Source organism: Priestia sp. JNUCC 25, from assembly GCF_053667915.1.
Window position 1 is genome coordinate 3,878,605 of sequence record NZ_CM132211.1, and the last position, 17,331, is coordinate 3,895,935.

Here is a 17,331-nt window from a genome sequence, read left to right on the forward strand (position 1 = left end):
ATTCCCCTCTCTATAGCACATTTGATTTTTCATATTTTTTCCTATAATTTGAATATATAATAATGATTATATATGCTTGGGAACTCTCTCATTGCATAGATCTGATTGGAGTGATTCGATGCCCGTTTGTCCTTCTTGTAACTATAAGGAAGATTATAATTTTTGCAGAATGTGCGGCACTCAAGTTCGGCACACCTTCGCCAACCAAGAAGATCAGCCTTTTTATCCATTAAAAGATCGAATCATTACGGATGACAATGAACCAAAGCATCAAGCTATTTTATCTCATACCCATGATTTAGTATGTGCTATTACTGAAGATGGCATTTATGAATACGCTTCTCCTTCTTACGCTAAAACGTTAGGCGTTTATCCTGATGAGCTTATTGGACAACATGTGCTTATCAATGCGTATCCCGAAGACAAACACATAATCTCGACTACTTTAGCTAACATGAGCAAAACAAAAGATGCCTCCACATTTGAATACCGAAAGTTTCACGTGAACGGCACCATCGTTTTATTAGAATGTAAAGGCGCTCCAATTATTACATCCACTGGAGAAATCGAAGGGTTTGTATTTGTCTCACGAGACGTAACAGAAAAAAGACAAGCAGAGAAAAAGATTCGAAATTCAGAAAAACTTTCTGTCATTGGTCACCTTGCTGCAAGTATCGCACACGAGGTTAGAAATCCTTTGACAACCATTAAAGGGTTTGTACAACTGTTCAGTGAGACACAGCAGCCGAAAAAAACAATGATTTATCGAGATCTCATTCAGCATGAACTTTCACAAATTGAACATATCATCACAGAGTTTATGAGTTTAGCTAAACAAGAGTACGTATATACAGACAACCTTGTTATTACCGACTTGTTAGATGAGGTATTAAAGCAATTTGAACCGGTTACTGGAGTCAAAAACATCCGCATCTTTCGTCACTATCCAAAAGAACATCCTCTGCTCGTTAGTGGGCAAAAAACACAGCTAACCCAAGTATTTATTCATATTATACAAAACGCTATTGATTCGATGGAAAGCGGCGGCAAGCTGGCGGTATCGATTGAAAAATCAGCTAGAGAAACGCTGTGCATTGTGATAAAAGACAATGGATGTGGAATTGATTCAAAGCGTATCCCTCATATAGGAGAGCCTTTTTATACAACAAAAGAACGAGGAATAGGCCTGGGACTAACAATTTGCAACAAAATTATTAATGAACATAATGGTTTTTTTCATGTATCCAGTGAAAAAAATGACGGCACAAGTATTACCATTACCCTTCCTATGAAAACGACTGAACTTTACGTAGTGGAAGCCTAAAAGAGAGGTTGAGACATAACTAAATCACTTCCATTTAAAGACGAGCAAATTAGATAAATGCTCTAGTATAAATGGCCTTTTACACCGCTGTTGATATCCTTACAAGGCTTCGCTTTCCGCGGGCGGCCGATAAGCCTCCTCGTCGCTAGGCTCCTGCCGGGTCTCTTCTAGGCCGCTTTTCCCGCAGGAGTCTTCGCCTTGCCCTCCAATCAACCGCTAGAAGCAACTAAACAGATGAGACCTACGTTCACCATTCCAATAAAAAACGAACCACCAATCAAACATTTTGATCAATAGTTCGTCATTCACCTTGGCTAACATACTTTTGTCCCAGTCTCTTCTTCCTTTAAAACAGCTGGGTGTACAGCTGATACTTATAAAGCATATAAAAACTTCCTATCACTGCCAGGTAAAAGATGAGAGTCTCTGCTCCGCTACCTGTTTCATATGTTAAAGGAGGCTTAAACTTCTTCTTGCTAAGAGGAGAGAAAAAAGGTACCCCTCGTTTAGAAAAGAAATCTCCAAGAATATGAAAAGCGTATCCATAGGCTATTCCTAATGTAAAATCGTTGTTATACATCGTATGTAAATAAAAAATAAGTCCGCTTGCAAGAATAGAATGCGTAATACCTCGGTGACCAAAAATAGATTTAATGACTTTTGCGAGACCAAGAGATCTTCTACCAATATATGAATTTGGTTCATCAATATCAGGAAGCAGCGCTCCAATCGCAATGCCTACAACATAAGGAAATGTAAACGAAGCGTCTCCTGTTATAGCCACACCGGCACCGGCAGCAATCGATGTTGCAATATGTGTGTGATATCTCAAATATGCCACCTTCTTTCTTTTTCAACTTAAGGCAAGCACCGTGACCAAAATCATACATATGTTCGCCCAAAGTTAACTATAAGTGAAGGTGGTAAAAATGTCAAAATAATCTATGGTTACGTAAACTGCAGACCGACTAACCCGATAAGCATCACAAGAAAACTAATAAGAGTACCCTTTCCATTTTTCTTTGCTCTTCCATCTTTTTTGACAATTGAATAAATCCACGTACTCGAATACACAGCGAATCCAAGAAAACCAAATAACGTGATATATGTAAACATACCGAAACTCCTTTGCTTGTCATTACTATTAACTATACGAGATTTTTTCAAAAAAACAAAGTAGTATGACGGCTTGTTTAATATCTCTTTCTTTTTCTTATACTAGGAAGAGGAGGGATGGCTATGCAACAGAAGCAGCTGGAAGATATATTCGACTTTTATGGGTTAAGTGAGGTTTATCGCGGCAATTTTGAGGATGTTGAACACCACTGGTTATTTAAAGACGTGGAGGCAACTATACTTGAAGATTTTTTTAACTCTCACGATTGCGAAGATCTCGAATGCTGTACTCTAGAAGAATTTTGTTTTTTATTCATGAATTTCCAATCCGTACATGCACAAATTCCCCACGTGTACTATTACTAAAAAAGTGATTTCGCAGGAAAGCGAAATCACTTTTTGTTAAAAGCCTAAAGAAATATATTTCACTTCTAAATATTCTTCAATTCCGTAATGTCCGCCTTCACGTCCAAGTCCGCTTTCCTTAAAGCCGCCAAACGGCGCTTGTGGTGTAGAAGGTAGTCCATCATTTAGCCCTACAATACCATATTCTAAAGCCTCAGCAATACGAATAGCTTCTGAAATATTTTCAGTGAACACATAGGCTGCTAATCCGTAAGGCGAGTTATTTGCACGGCGAATAACTTCTTCTTCTGTTTGATACGTCGCAATTGGAGCAATTGGCCCGAATGTTTCCTCGTACATACAAAGCATATCATCCGTTGCACCATCTACAACCGTAGGTTCAACAAACAGTCCGCTTCCCTCTTCGCGTACAGCCCCTCCAGTTAAGACGTTTCCACCTTTTGCTACAACATCATCTAAGTGGCGCTTTACTTTTTCTAACGCTTTTTCATCGATTAGAGGTCCGATATCCGTACCTTCTTCTAAGCCGTTTCCGACTTTCAGCTGACTAACAGCCGCTGCAAACTGCTCTGCGAACGGTTTAGCAATAGACTCGTGCACGTAGATGCGGTTTGTACATACGCATGTTTGACCAGCGTTGCGGAATTTAGAAGCAATTGCATTTGTTACTGCTTTATCTAAATCAGCATTTGCTGTTACGATAAACGGAGCGTGTCCGCCTAATTCTAAAGACACTTTTTTAACCGTATCAGCTGCTCCGCGCATTAACAGTTTACCTACTTCTGTAGAACCCGTAAACGATAGTTTACGTACACGTCCATCTTGAAGCCACGCTTCTCCAATCGCTTTTGCATCTCCCGTAACTACATTAATTACGCCTTTTGGAATACCTGCTTCTTCTGCCAGTTCTGCTAGACGAAGAGCCGTTAGTGGCGTTTGTTCTGCCGGCTTAATAACCGCTGTACATCCAGCTGCTAAAGCTGGCGCTACTTTACGTGTAATCATTGCTGCCGGGAAGTTCCACGGCGTAATAGCTGCCATAACTCCCACTGGCTGCTTGTGAGCAAATAGACGTTTATTAGGAGAAGAAGCTGGAATTGTTTCTCCGTAAATTCGTTTTCCTTCTTCTGCGTACCATGACACGAATCCGTTGGCGTAGCCAATTTCACCTTTTGCTTCTTTAAGAGGCTTACCTTGCTCGACTGTCATTATTTCAGCCAGTTCATCCGTGTGTTCTTCAATCAGCTGATGCCATTTAAATAATAGTTTGCCGCGCTCTTCTGCTGTTTTTTTAGACCATGTTTGAAACGCTTCATAGGCAGCATCTGCTGCTAGCTTCGCTTCTTTTTCTCCGCCTTTTGCAACGGCAGCCACTACTTCATTTGTCGCTGGATTTACCACTTCGTATGTATCATTTGTTGAAACAAATTCTCCGTTAATATATAAGTTTGCTTGCTTCATATTTCTTCACTCCCTGCTTAAATTTATCTACTCACTGTTCGGTGCTGTCCGACACGTATTTTCGGATTTTACGACTCGCTTGTGATTGGCTAATACCAAGCTGTTCGGCTACTTTGTAAGATGACCTATGCTGTTCAAACGCCTTGATGACCATTTCTTTTTCCACATGTTCAATCATTTCAGGAAGCGTATGAACAGGCGGATCGATAGCAAACTCTTTTGCAAACGGCAAGTCTTTAAGCGTAATCATTTCTTCTCCTGTAACAACCAGGCGCTCAATGATATTTTCCACTTCGCGAACGTTTCCTTTCCATTCCTGACCTAAAAATGCATCTAACGCCTTTGGTGATAAGCGTACATTACGTTCGTATACCGTATTAAAATGATGAAGAAATTGATAGACAAGAGGCAGAATATCTTCTTTTCGCTCTCGTAAAGGTGGAATCGTAATTGGCACTACGTTCAGTCGATAGTACAAATCACGTCTAAACTTTCCTTCTTCCACCATTTGCTCCAGATTTTGATTCGTAGCAGCAATAATTCGTACATCTATTGATACTGCTTTTGTTGAACCCACGGGACGAATTGTACGGTCTTGCAGTACATGGAGCAACTTACTTTGTGCTGAAAGAGAAAGTTCACCAATCTCATCTAGAAAAAGCGTGCCTTCGTTCGAAAGCTCAATGATACCTTTTTTCCCTTCTCGAAATGCTCCAGTGAACGTACCGCCTTCATAGCCAAATAGCTCTGATTCAATAAGCTGTTCAGGAAGCGCTGCACAATTAAGCTCATGATACGGCTGCTGTTTTCTTGTACTAAGCTGGTGAAGCAGTTTTGCTACTCTGCTTTTTCCTACCCCTGTTTCTCCAAGTAAAAGAACGGTTGTATTTACAGAAGCAACTCGTTGAATGGTTGAAAAAACCTTTTTCATCGCTTCGCTTTTTGTCACAATGCCTTCTAAGTCTACGGATTCATTTAACTCTTTTTTATAGTTTTCAAGCTGTTCTTCCATCTCTTCTACTTTTCGTTTTAATTCCATTAAGTCTGTGAGATCCCGAGAATAGCTAATAACGCTTTTTAAATGCCCGTCGTTTGTAAATACCGGCCTTGTCCGCACATGAAGATACCGGCCGGAGTTTGTTTTTTGAACCAATTCAATTGCTTGATTAGATTCAATCACTTTTAGCGTGGCCGAAGGATAAAAAATACCCATTTCCTGCAGTTCTTTTACGTGCTTTCCAATAAAATCTTCCACTTTCAAAGCATAATTTTTTTCACACTCTGAATTTACAACTAATACATACCCATTTGCATCAGTTACAAAGATTTCATCAAATGATGACTCAAATATATCGTAAAGTTCGTCGTTAATTTGCTGAATATGCTTTTTATGAATGGTCATTTGAATCACCTTTTCGTCAAAAAATAATTATTATTTTATTTTATCAGAAAATGAAAAATCTATAAATAGAGTGTCCAAACATACCCATTTTTTGTGATTCATGAAGAATGAAGTTGAGACATAACTAAATCCATCCCATTTAAAGACGAACCAATAGGATAAAGGAGCTCGTATGAATCGCTTGTGACACCGCTGTTGATTTCCGTGCAAGACTTCGCTTTCCTCGGGCGGTCGGTGAGCCTCCTCGTTGCTTCCGCTCCTGCGGGGTCTCACCTGTTCCGCTTTTCCCGCAGGAGTCTTCGTCTTGCCCTCCAATCACCAGCTAGAAGCAGCCACATACATGAAACCTGCGTTCACCATCGCCATGAAAAATCCGAACGAGTTGGATTCTTCATCAAAAATCTCCATTCATCGTTCGGATCTTTCTTCAACTAAAATACGTTTGTCTCAGCCTCATGCCACAATTTCACTTACACTTCAACTGTTTGCTGTACGCTTGCTTCTAGTGCAGCTTCAAAAATAGCTAAGCCTTCTTCTAGCTGCTCATACGTAATAACAATCGGCATTAAGATACGAAGAACGTTTCCGAATACTCCCGCGCTAAGCAGTAATAATCCACGTTTGTTTGCTTCTTTTACGATACGCTGTGTAAGCTCTTTGTCCGCTTCTTTTGTTTCACGGTCTTTCACAAGCTCAATCGCAGACATCGCTCCTAATCCGCGAATATCACCGATACAGTCATATTTTTCTGCTAGTTTTTCAAATCGTGATGTTACCACTTTTCCAAGGTACTCACCGCGTTCGTTTAGCTTTTCTTCTTCAATGATATCAAGTACAGCTAAGGCTGCTTCACATCCAAGAGGACTTCCACAATACGTTCCGCCAAGCTCACCAGGATTAGATTCATCCATGATTTCAGCACGGCCAATGACACCGCTGATTGGTACACCAGCTCCTAGTGATTTTGATACCGTAATTAAATCAGGCTCAACGTCAAAATGTTCAATACCGAAGTAGCGGCCTGTACGTGCAAATCCTGCTTGAATTTCATCTGATACAAATAAAATTCCGTGCTCTTTACATAATTGATACACTTCTTGCACAAAACGTTTACCTGGAACAATGAAACCACCTTCACCTTGAATCGGCTCCATTACAACAGCTGCAATCGTTTCCGGTGCTACTTCTGTATTTAAGAAGTTTTTGAATTCTGTAATCATGAAATCTTCGTATGCTTCAACTGATAACCCTTGTGGACGGCGATACTCATAAGGATATGGAGCTTTGTATACTTCAGGAGCAAACGGTCCAAATTCATATTTATATGGTTTTACTTTACTTGTCATTGTCATTGTCATTAATGTACGACCATGGAAACCGCGGTTAAAGGAAATAATTCCTTGACGCTTTGTATATTTACGAGCAATTTTCACTGCGTTTTCTACAGCTTCTGCTCCGCTATTTAAAAGTAATACTTTCTTGTCAAATTCACCAGGTGCAATTGCTGCCAATCTTTCTGCAAGCTCTACATATGACTCATACATCATTACATTAAATCCTGTGTGAATAAAACGGTCTACTTGTTTGTGAAGCGCTTCTTTTACTTTTGGATGACTGTGTCCTACATTGATTGTGCCAATTGCGCCTACGAAATCAATAAACGTATTGCCATCGACATCTTTAACGATCGCCCCTTCAGCCGTATCAGCAAATGTCGGAATGCCATAACTTACACCTTTCGGAATGGCACGGTGTCTTCTATCTAATAATTGCTTTGCATTTTCTCCCGGTAAATTTGTTGCTACTTTGCTAAAAGTTTGACTCATTTTTTATCTTCCTCTCATATTAAATAATTCTTCAATTAGTTTATATGCAAAAAACGTGCCAACTTTTAAAAAGCTGAAAAATAAGGATTTTTAGATAATTCTAACGATAATTTACTCGTCAGCGAGTCTATATAAACTTATCGATGAGTCAAAAAAGACTTTCTTCTCCTACAAAGTACAGGAATTTTATATTGCCATAAAAGGAACAAGGCTTTTATAATAAATGTATAAATATAGTAATGTTTTGTTTAACCTCTTTATAAGGGAGTGAAAAATATGCTAGAGGGCTGGTTTTTATGGGTTATTTTATTTTGGGTTGTCTTTTTAATGAGCATGTTTGCTATCGGCGGATTTTTTATGTTCAGGAAATTTTTAAAGCGCTTACCAAAAGAAGACGGCATGTCTGAGCTTGATTGGCAAGATCACTATCTTTCCAAAACCGTCCACCTTTGGTCAGCGGATCAAAAGCAGCTATTAAACGTTCTTGTTGAACCAGTACCTGAACTATTTCGCGATGTAGCCAAACAAAAAATCGCGGGAAAAATTGGGGAACTCGCAATTGAGGAACAAGCAGCCTCTATAACGGAAGACTTAATCGTACGTGGATACATTTTAGCTACGCCTAAACGTGATCATAAATTTTTATTAAAAACATTAAAAAAGCAAAAAATAGATGCCGTCCCCTATCAGCATTTATTTTAAATCAAAAAAGGTGGCTGCGTAGCCACCTTTTTTAGTTTAATATCGTTGTATTAGCAAGACGATCATTATGCAGCTTTCGTTCGAGCTTTTTGTACGATGTGTACATAGCAATGCGCCAAGGTACAATCATACCAAATGCTAAGATCCAGAACATACCGCCAAGCTGGCCAACATCAATTGAAGAACTTAAATATATTTTCATTGCAATTCGAATAATAAGCAAACCAATAATAATGAATGCAAAAGCTTTTGAACGCTTCAAGTAAATATGATCGTCACGAATTTCAAATTTAGACGTTTTAATTAACAGGATTGAGAAAATCATGCCTGCTATTAACGCCTCAAGCAGTTCTGCACCCGTTACTCGAAACATTGGAAAGATAAACATTAACGCTCCCGTACTCATAAAAAAAGGCGGAAGTATAATTTTTTTTGCATTCGTTGGTTTATCAGCAGCTTTCATTCGAACAACTAATATGAAAGAAGCCATAAAAATTGCGACAAGTGTTGAAGCAATAACCAATGAAATCCTTCCTTTACTATAGTTTAGTGTTTACTTATATTATAATCCAAAAAACATCAGAAGTAAAAGTGCAACAAAAAAACAGAAGAGGATCTCTTCTGTTTTTATTTAGTAGAGGTGATATCTGCTTTTGCTTTTTGCTTTTGTTTTTGCTTTTTCATTGCTTTTAGTAAGAACCCGCCTTTAAATTTACGCGGCTCGTATGAAATAATGAAAGCACGAGGCTCATATTCTTCAATGAATGCTAATAGCTCTTCTTCTCTACTTCTTTTTGTTAAAATGTCTAATCTATAGCGTGCACTGTCTCTTCCTTCTCCTTGGTAAACAGTAACACCAAAACCTTCCTGTCGAAGGCGGTTAATCAACTCTTCATTTTTGGTCATAAGGTTAACTAAGAATGTTGTATATCCGATAGCAAGTCTAGATTCAATATAACTTCCAAGGATAATTCCCACTCCAAACCCAACTGCATATACAACCATAGCAAGCGTGCTTTGATCTCCTGAAAATACCAGGGATAAGCCGAATACATAAATTAACGCTTCAACAAATCCAAAAACCGAGGCATACATACTCATACCTTTGACTAAAAAAATTGTGCGCAGCGTCAAGATCGGTACATAGATCAGTTGCAAAAGCAAGATTAACAAAATATCTTTCAATTTATACACCTCTTTTTAACAATTAAAAATATGACGATTTTATTGTATCACTCCGTATTTATAGAAGATATAGTAAAAATAAATTTTTTCTATATATTTTTTCACATCATATTTGTGCTTATTTCCTAAGAGCGAAAGTAACTATTTTGTCTTTTAAAAAATAAAAAGAATCTGCCAATTCCCAGATTCTTTTTGTATCACTTTCCCTTTTCAGAAGCCCGTAAACCCTCCGAATACGCTCGTTGTATAAATAATAATTTTTGTCATCCAGTCAAAATACAAAATAAATCCCATTCCAATCATTGCGTATCCGCCAACTTTCATCATGGAATTCATATGTTTTTTTAACCAGTTCATTTTCCCAATAAAAAACGTCATAATAAAAAATGGAATAGAAAATCCAAGTGAATAAGTTATCATGTACAAAAGACCGGAGCCTGGGTTTGTCGCTGCAAGCGCCATAACCGATACTAAAATAGGGCCCGTGCACGGAGTCCAGCCGGCAGCAAAAGCCATACCAATAAAAGAAGAACCTAAGAGTCCAGCCGGCTTATTTGCGAATTTAAGCTTGTGTTCCTGCATAAGAATTCGAGGCTTAAAAATCCCTAGTACAACTAGACCAAAGAAAATAATAAGAATAGCGCCAATCTGCCGAATTAAATCCTTATAGTTAAAAAACCACTGACCAATAAAAGAAGTGGCAAAGCCAATCATAATGAAAATAACAGAAAACCCCAATAGAAAAAAAGCTGTGTGAATAAAAGCTTTGCGCTGATGTGACTTAGCGCCTTCCTTTAGCTCGCTAACTGACACTCCTGTTATGTACGATAAAAAAGCTGGGTACAAAGGCAAACAGCAGGGTGAAATAAACGATAAAAACCCCGCGCCAAATGCCAAAAACAAATTTAAATCTCCCACATTTCCCACTTCCCTTTTTTTGTTCTTTTTGTTCTTTTTCGTTACCATTTTGTAACCAAATTGTCTTATCTCACTTCTTTCAAATAGTACCATTATCTTGTATAATTAGGTAAACGACTTGTTAGAAGGGATACATAGCATTGGCCAAAAAAGATATACTATTAGCGATTGAAAAGAAACGAGAAGAACTCATCCGCATAGTCCGAGTAAGTGGATTAAACTCTCCACCTGCTATTAAACATAGTCAAGAATTAGATCATTTATTAAACGTTTACAATGAATTCCCTACTCAAACAACAGAAACAACCTCTTCATGAAGGTTGTTTCTTTTTTCACCTTCACTCTATCAATTCTGTATAAATCTCTTTTACTCCTGTTTCTTTGCTGAAATTCTCTTCTTTTTCACTGTGCTGAAGCTGATACATATTATAGTACAAACCGCATTTGTTTAGCAGTTCAGCGTGCGTTCCTTTTTCGACGATTTTTCCTTTATGCAATACTAAAATACAGTCCGCGTGTTGAATGGTCGATAAGCGATGAGCAATCGCAATCGTTGTGCGGCCTTTTCCCATATCTCTTAACACCTCTTGAATCGCTTCTTCCGTTTCTGTATCAATGTGCGCTGTTGCTTCATCAAGAATAAGGATTTTAGGGTTTCGAATCACCGTTCTTGCAAATGCTAAGAGCTGGCGCTGACCGCTTGATAAAGTCGAACCTCTTTCCACTAGCACTTCATTATACTTATTAGGAAGTGCTTCGATAAATGCGTGAGCTTGCACAAATTTCGCCGCTGCTTTTACTTGCTCATCAGAAAAATGGTCTTCATGCAGCGTAATATTTCGCTTTACGGTATCGGCAAATAAAAAGGCATCTTGCAGCACCAGCCCTACCTCTTCTCGAAGCTGTTTATTTGAAAAAGACGATAGCGGTTTACTATCGATCAAAATGTCTCCTTTTTGCTGCTCATAAAAACGCATTAATAAATTAATGATGGAGCTTTTCCCGCTTCCAGTATGGCCTACTAAAGCCACTGTTTCTCCTTCGTTTACCGTAAATGATATATCAGAAAGCACATCTCGAACACCATCATAGGAAAACGTTACGTTTCTGAATTCTACCGTTCCTTTTTGTACCCCCTGCTTTTGTTCTCCTGTCATGACTGGATTTTTTTCTTTTTCATCCATCAAGTCAAATACCCGAGAGGCTGATACCATCGCTTGCTGATACATAGAAAGACGCTGCATCATTTCATTAACAGGTTCAAAAAAACGATCCAAGTAGTTGATAAACGCGTAAAGAACACCAATTTTAACAGGGCTGTCAGCTACGGAAATACCAAAATAACTGAGTACAAGAACAACGGCTAAAATGTAAAGTATTTCGACTGCCGGCCTCAGCAGCAAACCATCTAACTTAATATTGCGCATACCCGCTTTATAATGCTCATCATTAATTTCTTCAAATTCCGAGCGCAGCCGCTTTTCTTGACGAAATAACTGAATAATAGACATGCCTTGCAAAGACTCATGAAGCTTGGCATTTAATTGACTTAGCTTTTCTCGGAGCTGTCCGTAGTAAATAGCGCTGTAATGCTGATAAAGCTTCATAAGTCCCCAAATGAACGGGAGAAGAACTAAACAATAAAAAGCCAGCTTCACATCTAGCATAAACATGGCTATAAAAATACCGATCAAAAATACCCCATTTTGAATAAAAACCGCGATGACTTCCACAAACATTTCTTTCATGGCTTCCGTGTCATTTGTAATTCGAGATACCAGGCTTCCCGTTGGCGTGTTGTCAAAAAAGCGAAGAGCCAGGCGATGAACATGAGAAAAAACGTCAATTCGAATCTGCTGAATAATTTGAAGCGCAATTTTTTGAAACTGCAGAAGCTGAAAGTATTGAACGACAATTTTTAAAAGCTGTAAAAGCAAATAACTGCTCGCAAGCCACACAAGAGGCTGAAGAGGCAAGTACTTAGGAGTTAAATAATCGTCAATAAAAATTTTAATCAAAATGGGCCCTAATAAATCCGCAGCCGTAGCAATTAATAATAGTGTGAACGCTAAAAAAAATGATTTTTTATGCGGAATTGTATAGCGAAACAGACGTTTATGTACCGAAGAATGTTCAATTTTCATTTTTCGTCTCTCCTTCTTCTACCGCACGTTCAAGCTGCTGTCTATCGTACATATCCTGGTACCAGCCGCTCACGCTAAGCAGTTCCTCATGAGTTCCTCGCTGAATAATTTTCCCTTTATCAAGTACAAGAATCAGGTCTGCATGAGTAACCGAGCTCAGTCGATGCGCTGTAATAATCGTTGTTCGATTTTGACGTTTCTGCTTCAGCGCTTGTAAAATACCCGCTTCCGTTTTTCCATCTACCGCTGATAGCGAGTCGTCTAAAATTAAAAGCTCAGGATCTAATAGAAGAGCTCTTGCAATCGAGATACGCTGTTTTTGTCCACCCGATAACGAAACGCCTTTTTCACCTACTATTGTTTGATAGCCATCTGTAAAATCGAGGATGTCTCTATGTACATTGGCAACTTTAGCCGATTCTTTAATTTCTTGATTGCTTGCTTCTCTTTTTCCAAACGCGATATTATCAGCAACTGTTGTTGAAAACAAAAAGTGATCTTGAGGAACATATCCAATGCTTTTGTACAATGAATCAAAAGCATAGTCTTTAATGTCTTTTCCTCCCCATAAAACAGCTCCGTCGCTTACATCAAATTCACGAAGCAGCAGCTTTAAAAGCGTGGTTTTCCCAGCACCCGTCTTTCCGACAATACCTAACGTTTGACCGCGAGAAAGTGTAAAATAAATTTCGTTTAACGTATATTCGTCTTCTTTAACATACGAAAACCTATGAATAACAGCTTCAATATTTCCTGTTGGCATTTCAACACTAGGATGCGCTGCTTCTTCAATCGAATTTTCTTCTTTTAATAAAGAAAATACCCTGTCATATGATGCTCTTCCTCGTTCCACAATATTAAATAGCCAGCCAAACGCGAGCATCGGCCAAATAAGAAGGCCCAAATAAGTTGTAAAGGTAACAAGCTGCCCCAGTGTTAACTCTTCATTAATAACCATCTTGCTGCCAAAAATAAGAGCAAGTAAAAAAGAAAGTGCTACAATAATCGAAATGGTCGGATCAAACAATGCATCTACTCGGGCTACTTTCATGTTCTTTTGGACAACATCTGCAGACTTAATGCGAAATTCTTCGACATCAGCTGCTTCTTCCCCAAACGTCTTAATGACTTTAATTCCGCTAATGCTTTCTTGAACCTTATCATTTAAAGTAGAAAATGCTGCTTGTGCGTGATGAAACCGCGCATGAAGCAATGTACCATAGTAACTTGTTAAAACGGCCATAAGCGGCATAGGAATAAGGCAAATAAGCGTTAATTTCCAGCTGATTGTAAGGGCCATTGTGCATAGAACAAGCCCTCCTGTGACAATCGAATCCACAAGCGTCAGAACGCCCGAACCCGCAGTTTGTTGAATAGCTTGAATATCGTTTGTTGCATGGGCCATCAAATCCCCAATTCGCCGCCGCTGATAAAAGGCCTGATTCATCTTGGTAAAATGAGTGTAGAGGGTATTTCTCAGCTGCTTGGCTAGTTTAACAGATGAACCAAATATCATAATACGCCATATGTACCTTGTGAAATAGGCCACAACAGCAGCTCCTAGCAAAATGCTAACCATCTGCATTAAGCGCTTTCCATTCAGCGTCCCTTCTTTAATGCCATCTACCGTTAAACCAATAATTTTAGGCGGGAGAAGTTCTAATGCTGCCACAATAATGAGCAGCGCTATCCCCGTTATGTAAGACTTTTTTTCCTGTTTGAAAAACCACCATAGCTCTCGAAAAATTTTCATCGTATCCCCCTAGCCCCGCAACCATTTTCTTATATCTATCATAAAACAAAAGACACCCTTCTGAATAGAGAGTGTCTGTCCAATTAACCATTATTTAATTTGGCCGTTCATTGCTTTCATCATTTGGTTAATTTTTTTCTGCGATGGTTTCATGCCCATTTGCATCATCATCATTTTTAACATTTGTTCATTAATTGGTGGATTTTTCTTCAGATAGCTCATCATATATTTACGAGCAATGAAAAATCCTAGCGCTATCCCAACAATTAATGCTAGAACACCAACTAGAATATACATTCCCATGGTATTACTTCCTCCTTCGTGTTGTCTAACTTACAGTGTACTAGACCATACGCTATTATACAATATTTCCGTTCCAATTTCCTTAAATAATTACACAAATTTTCTTGTTTTCACAGGCCTCAGCCAGCCGTATTCATCCGTTCCATAATTCACTGCTAAAAAACAAGGATCTAGCTTGCGTAATACTTCAAAAAAAGCTGTCTCAGCATCAACATTGCCATCTCCTTCAATTGTTATACAGCGATTCGTTAATTTTATAGATGCTCGACTTTTTTTATGAGGATATTCCAGCACAAACGTCTCTTGATGAGTAAAAAAATGAGGATAATGAGAAAACGCCTGAAGTAATTCTCGTTGAATAAATGAAATGGGCAGTTGCCGAGTAATGTAATGAACTTGTTTTTGTAAGTGCGTTTCCTTCAAGTGACGTTTCATTCTATATTCAATCAGCAGCTGATAAATGAGCTTTTCTCTTCGAAAATAGGATGATGCAACTTCTTCCTCCATTAAATATACTTCATACGTTCTCACGATTCATCCTCCCTTTCGGCTCGTTCTTTTTTGTACCATTATACCGAATGGTGTACGCAATGCTTGTCTATCGATGAAAAAATTCCTTTGTTTTTTTGTCGAAAAAAAAGAGCAGACCACAAGAGTCTGCTCTTTCTTATGAAAAAGAATTATGCATTAAGCAAGCTTTTCACTTTTGCTACTACATTTTCAACTGTAAAACCAAATTCTTTCATGATTGTTTCACCAGGAGCAGATGCACCGAAGTGATTAATACCAAGAACTTGTCCTTCGTCTCCAACATAGCGTTCCCAGCCAAGTGTAGAAGCCATTTCAATACCTAAACGTTTTTTCACTGATTTAGGGATAACACTTTCTTTGTACTCAGCAGATTGCTCTTCGAAACGATCCCATGCAGGCATACTTACTACAGATACGTCAATGCCTTCTGCAGCTAATGCTTTTTGTGCTTCTACTGCTAGGCTTACTTCAGAGCCTGTTGCAAGTATTAATGCATCCGCTTGGTCTTTACCAGCTTTAGATACAACGTACGCACCTTTAGACACGCCTTCGTATGCATTTTCTTTTGTACCTTCAAGCGTTGGCAAGTTTTGACGAGTCAATACAAGCGCCGTTGGGCGGTCAGTTGACTCTAATGCTAGGCGCCATGCAGCAGCTGTTTCATTTGCATCTGCAGGACGAACCACTGAAAGACCTGGCATTGCACGAAGTGATGGCAATTGTTCAATTGGCTCATGTGTTGGGCCGTCTTCTCCAACTGCGATACTGTCATGTGTGAATACATATGTTACAGGAAGCTTCATTAAAGCTGCTAAGCGAATTGCTGGGCGAAGATAATCAGAGAATACAAAGAATGTTCCTCCGAATACTTTTACACCGCCGTGTAGAGCCATACCGTTTAATGCAGCTCCCATTGCAAATTCACGTACACCGAACCAGATATTACGTCCGCTGTAATCAGCTGCAGTGAAGTCTTCTGAACCTTTAATCATTGTTTTATTTGAGCCAGCTAAGTCAGCTGAACCGCCGAAGAATTGAGGTACAGCTTGTGCTACTGCGTTTAATACTTCTCCCGAAGAAGCACGGCTAGCTAGGCTTGAACCCGTTTCGTATGCTGGAAGCGTTTCTTCCCAGCCTTCCGGTAACTTTCCTTCTACTGCTAGTTCAAATTGACGACCTAGTTCAGGATATTTTTCTTTATACTGTGCAAATACATCGTTCCATTCGTTTTCTTTCTTTTGGCCATCTTCAGCAATTGTAGCTTTGAAGTGAGCATACACTTCTTCTGGCACATAGAAATCTTCTTCAAATGTCCATGCATAAGCTTCTTTTGTTAATTTTGTTTCATCGGAACCTAATGGAGAACCGTGCACGCCAGAAGTACCCGCGTGGTTTGGAGAACCAAATCCGATTGTTGTTTTTACTTCAATTAGCGTTGGGCGTGTTAAATCGCCTTTTGCTTCTTCAATCGCGTTTGCAATCGCTGTCAAGTCATTGCCGTCTTCAACGCGGATTACTTGCCATCCGTAAGCTTTGAAACGATCTTCTACGTTCTCAGAGAACGAGCGATCTAAATCTCCGTCTAAAGAAATATCATTTGAATCGTATAAAACAACTAAACGTCCTAATTTTAAGTGTGCCGCTAATGAAGCTGCTTCAGCAGATACACCTTCCATTAAGTCTCCGTCACCACAAATACCATACGTAAAGTGGTCTACAATTTCTAAACCTTCTTTGTTGTATGTTTCAGCTAAATGACGTTCTGCCATTGCTTTACCAACAGCCATTGCAATACCTTGTCCTAGTGGGCCGGTTGTTGCATCAACACCTGCTGTATGACCGAACTCTGGATGACCTGGTGTTTTACTTCCCCATTGACGGAAGTTTTTAAGGTCTTCAATTGATAAGTCATATCCAGCTAAATGAAGCAAGCTGTATAATAGTGCCGATCCGTGTCCTGCTGATAATACAAAGCGGTCACGGTTGAACCAGTTTGGATTCTTTGGATTGATGTTCATAAATTTTGTCCACAATGTATATGCCATTGGAGCAGCTCCCATTGGCATACCTGGGTGACCTGAATTTGCTTTTTCAATCGCATCGATTGATAAAGTACGAATTGTTGCAATCGAAAGATCTTCAATACGTTGTGTCATACTCTTCATTCCTTTCAAAACTATGTACATATGTTATCATACTAATGATTTGCTTATTTGTACAATACTTGAACCAAAAAAATTTCCACTTTCACAGTTTTTGTGTGCCTTATTAAAATTATACAAAAAACTAGAGGGAACTCT

Annotated in this window: 18 protein-coding genes; 4 read left to right on the forward strand and 14 right to left on the reverse strand. The window is 38.9% G+C overall.

Annotated features, from left to right (window positions below):
* The first annotated feature begins 91 nt into the window (after positions 1–91).
* Complete coding sequence (locus JNUCC25_RS20440; RefSeq protein ID WP_223268972.1) at positions 92–1,324, forward strand: ATP-binding protein; 1,233 nt, start codon at positions 92–94, stop codon at positions 1,322–1,324.
* Between the two features lie 346 nt (positions 1,325–1,670).
* Here JNUCC25_RS20440 and JNUCC25_RS20445 read toward each other — a convergent pair whose 3' ends face one another.
* On the reverse strand, positions 1,671–2,156 hold the full coding sequence (locus JNUCC25_RS20445) for a metal-dependent hydrolase (RefSeq protein ID WP_013058760.1): 486 nt from the start codon (positions 2,154–2,156) through the stop codon (positions 1,671–1,673).
* A gap of 116 nt (positions 2,157–2,272) precedes the next feature.
* Entirely contained in the window at positions 2,273–2,440 is a 168-nt protein-coding gene (locus JNUCC25_RS20450; RefSeq protein WP_013058761.1) for a hypothetical protein, read from the reverse strand.
* A 123-nt stretch (positions 2,441–2,563) separates the two neighbouring features.
* Between JNUCC25_RS20450 and JNUCC25_RS20455 the strand changes: the two genes are divergently transcribed.
* Entirely contained in the window at positions 2,564–2,806 is a 243-nt protein-coding gene (locus JNUCC25_RS20455; RefSeq protein WP_029320678.1) for a hypothetical protein, read from the forward strand.
* 36 nt (positions 2,807–2,842) lie between these two features.
* Here JNUCC25_RS20455 and JNUCC25_RS20460 read toward each other — a convergent pair whose 3' ends face one another.
* The 4 genes from JNUCC25_RS20460 to gabT all read right to left on the reverse strand — a co-directional run bounded on the left by JNUCC25_RS20460 (position 2,843) and on the right by gabT (position 7,495).
* Positions 2,843–4,267 (reverse strand): NAD-dependent succinate-semialdehyde dehydrogenase, encoded by a 1,425-nt coding sequence (locus JNUCC25_RS20460; protein ID WP_029320676.1) that lies wholly within the window; start codon positions 4,265–4,267, stop codon positions 2,843–2,845.
* 31 nt (positions 4,268–4,298) lie between these two features.
* On the reverse strand, positions 4,299–5,669 hold the full coding sequence (locus tag JNUCC25_RS20465; protein WP_029320672.1) for a sigma-54 interaction domain-containing protein: 1,371 nt from the start codon (positions 5,667–5,669) through the stop codon (positions 4,299–4,301).
* A 139-nt stretch (positions 5,670–5,808) separates the two neighbouring features.
* A complete protein-coding gene (locus JNUCC25_RS20470) occupies positions 5,809–5,988 on the reverse strand; it encodes a hypothetical protein (protein ID WP_078082126.1) in 180 nt (59 codons plus the stop codon).
* Between the two features lie 151 nt (positions 5,989–6,139).
* A complete protein-coding gene (gene gabT / locus JNUCC25_RS20475) occupies positions 6,140–7,495 on the reverse strand; it encodes a 4-aminobutyrate--2-oxoglutarate transaminase (RefSeq protein WP_029320670.1) in 1,356 nt (451 codons plus the stop codon).
* Between the two features lie 276 nt (positions 7,496–7,771).
* Here gabT and JNUCC25_RS20480 point away from each other — a divergent pair, with 276 nt between their 5' ends.
* Complete coding sequence (locus tag JNUCC25_RS20480; RefSeq protein ID WP_013058765.1) at positions 7,772–8,197, forward strand: DUF2621 domain-containing protein; 426 nt, start codon at positions 7,772–7,774, stop codon at positions 8,195–8,197.
* 31 nt (positions 8,198–8,228) lie between these two features.
* Here JNUCC25_RS20480 and JNUCC25_RS20485 read toward each other — a convergent pair whose 3' ends face one another.
* The 3 genes from JNUCC25_RS20485 to JNUCC25_RS20495 form a co-directional block, all read right to left on the reverse strand.
* A complete protein-coding gene (locus JNUCC25_RS20485) occupies positions 8,229–8,720 on the reverse strand; it encodes a CcdC family protein (protein ID WP_013058766.1) in 492 nt (163 codons plus the stop codon).
* A 104-nt stretch (positions 8,721–8,824) separates the two neighbouring features.
* Positions 8,825–9,382 (reverse strand): DUF2179 domain-containing protein, encoded by a 558-nt coding sequence (locus JNUCC25_RS20490; RefSeq protein WP_013058767.1) that lies wholly within the window; start codon positions 9,380–9,382, stop codon positions 8,825–8,827.
* 210 nt (positions 9,383–9,592) lie between these two features.
* Positions 9,593–10,300 (reverse strand): cytochrome c biogenesis CcdA family protein, encoded by a 708-nt coding sequence (locus tag JNUCC25_RS20495; protein ID WP_013058768.1) that lies wholly within the window; start codon positions 10,298–10,300, stop codon positions 9,593–9,595.
* Between the two features lie 140 nt (positions 10,301–10,440).
* Between JNUCC25_RS20495 and JNUCC25_RS20500 the strand changes: the two genes are divergently transcribed.
* Positions 10,441–10,617 carry an aspartyl-phosphate phosphatase Spo0E family protein gene (locus tag JNUCC25_RS20500; protein ID WP_013058769.1) on the forward strand — a complete coding sequence of 59 codons (177 nt, stop codon included), beginning with the start codon at positions 10,441–10,443 and terminating at the stop codon, positions 10,615–10,617.
* Positions 10,618–10,638: 21 nt separating this feature from the next.
* On the opposite strand, the gene JNUCC25_RS20505 is transcribed toward JNUCC25_RS20500, so the two are convergent.
* From JNUCC25_RS20505 to tkt, 5 genes are all read right to left on the reverse strand, one after another.
* Entirely contained in the window at positions 10,639–12,444 is a 1,806-nt protein-coding gene (locus JNUCC25_RS20505; RefSeq protein ID WP_029320667.1) for an ABC transporter ATP-binding protein, read from the reverse strand.
* On the reverse strand, positions 12,434–14,197 hold the full coding sequence (locus tag JNUCC25_RS20510) for an ABC transporter transmembrane domain-containing protein (RefSeq protein ID WP_029320665.1): 1,764 nt from the start codon (positions 14,195–14,197) through the stop codon (positions 12,434–12,436). Before JNUCC25_RS20510 ends, JNUCC25_RS20505 begins: the two co-directional genes overlap by 11 nt.
* 90 nt (positions 14,198–14,287) lie before the next feature.
* Positions 14,288–14,500 (reverse strand): YneF family protein, encoded by a 213-nt coding sequence (locus JNUCC25_RS20515; RefSeq protein WP_013058772.1) that lies wholly within the window; start codon positions 14,498–14,500, stop codon positions 14,288–14,290.
* Between the two features lie 90 nt (positions 14,501–14,590).
* A complete protein-coding gene (gene sirA, locus JNUCC25_RS20520) occupies positions 14,591–15,031 on the reverse strand; it encodes a sporulation inhibitor of replication protein SirA (protein ID WP_029320661.1) in 441 nt (146 codons plus the stop codon).
* A gap of 149 nt (positions 15,032–15,180) precedes the next feature.
* Positions 15,181–17,187, reverse strand: a complete 2,007-nt coding sequence (gene tkt, locus JNUCC25_RS20525; protein WP_013058774.1) for a transketolase — start codon at positions 17,185–17,187, stop codon at positions 15,181–15,183.
* Positions 17,188–17,331 lie beyond the last annotated feature (144 nt).

Bases quoted from the DNA above. Each gene is read 5' to 3' on its own strand.
- JNUCC25_RS20515 (WP_013058772.1), bottom strand. From the start codon at position 14,500: ATGGGAATGTATATTCTAGTTGGTGTTCTAGCATTAATTGTTGGGATA.
- JNUCC25_RS20455 (WP_029320678.1), top strand. From the start codon at position 2,564: ATGCAACAGAAGCAGCTGGAAGATATATTCGACTTTTATGGGTTAAGT.
- JNUCC25_RS20465 (WP_029320672.1), bottom strand. From the start codon at position 5,669: ATGACCATTCATAAAAAGCATATTCAGCAAATTAACGACGAACTTTAC.
- JNUCC25_RS20505 (WP_029320667.1), bottom strand. From the start codon at position 12,444: ATGAAAATTGAACATTCTTCGGTACATAAACGTCTGTTTCGCTATACA.
- tkt (WP_013058774.1), bottom strand. From the start codon at position 17,187: ATGACACAACGTATTGAAGATCTTTCGATTGCAACAATTCGTACTTTA.
- JNUCC25_RS20450 (WP_013058761.1), bottom strand. From the start codon at position 2,440: ATGTTTACATATATCACGTTATTTGGTTTTCTTGGATTCGCTGTGTAT.
- gabT (WP_029320670.1), bottom strand. From the start codon at position 7,495: ATGAGTCAAACTTTTAGCAAAGTAGCAACAAATTTACCGGGAGAAAAT.
- JNUCC25_RS20510 (WP_029320665.1), bottom strand. From the start codon at position 14,197: ATGAAAATTTTTCGAGAGCTATGGTGGTTTTTCAAACAGGAAAAAAAG.
- JNUCC25_RS20460 (WP_029320676.1), bottom strand. From the start codon at position 4,267: ATGAAGCAAGCAAACTTATATATTAACGGAGAATTTGTTTCAACAAAT.
- JNUCC25_RS20480 (WP_013058765.1), top strand. From the start codon at position 7,772: ATGCTAGAGGGCTGGTTTTTATGGGTTATTTTATTTTGGGTTGTCTTT.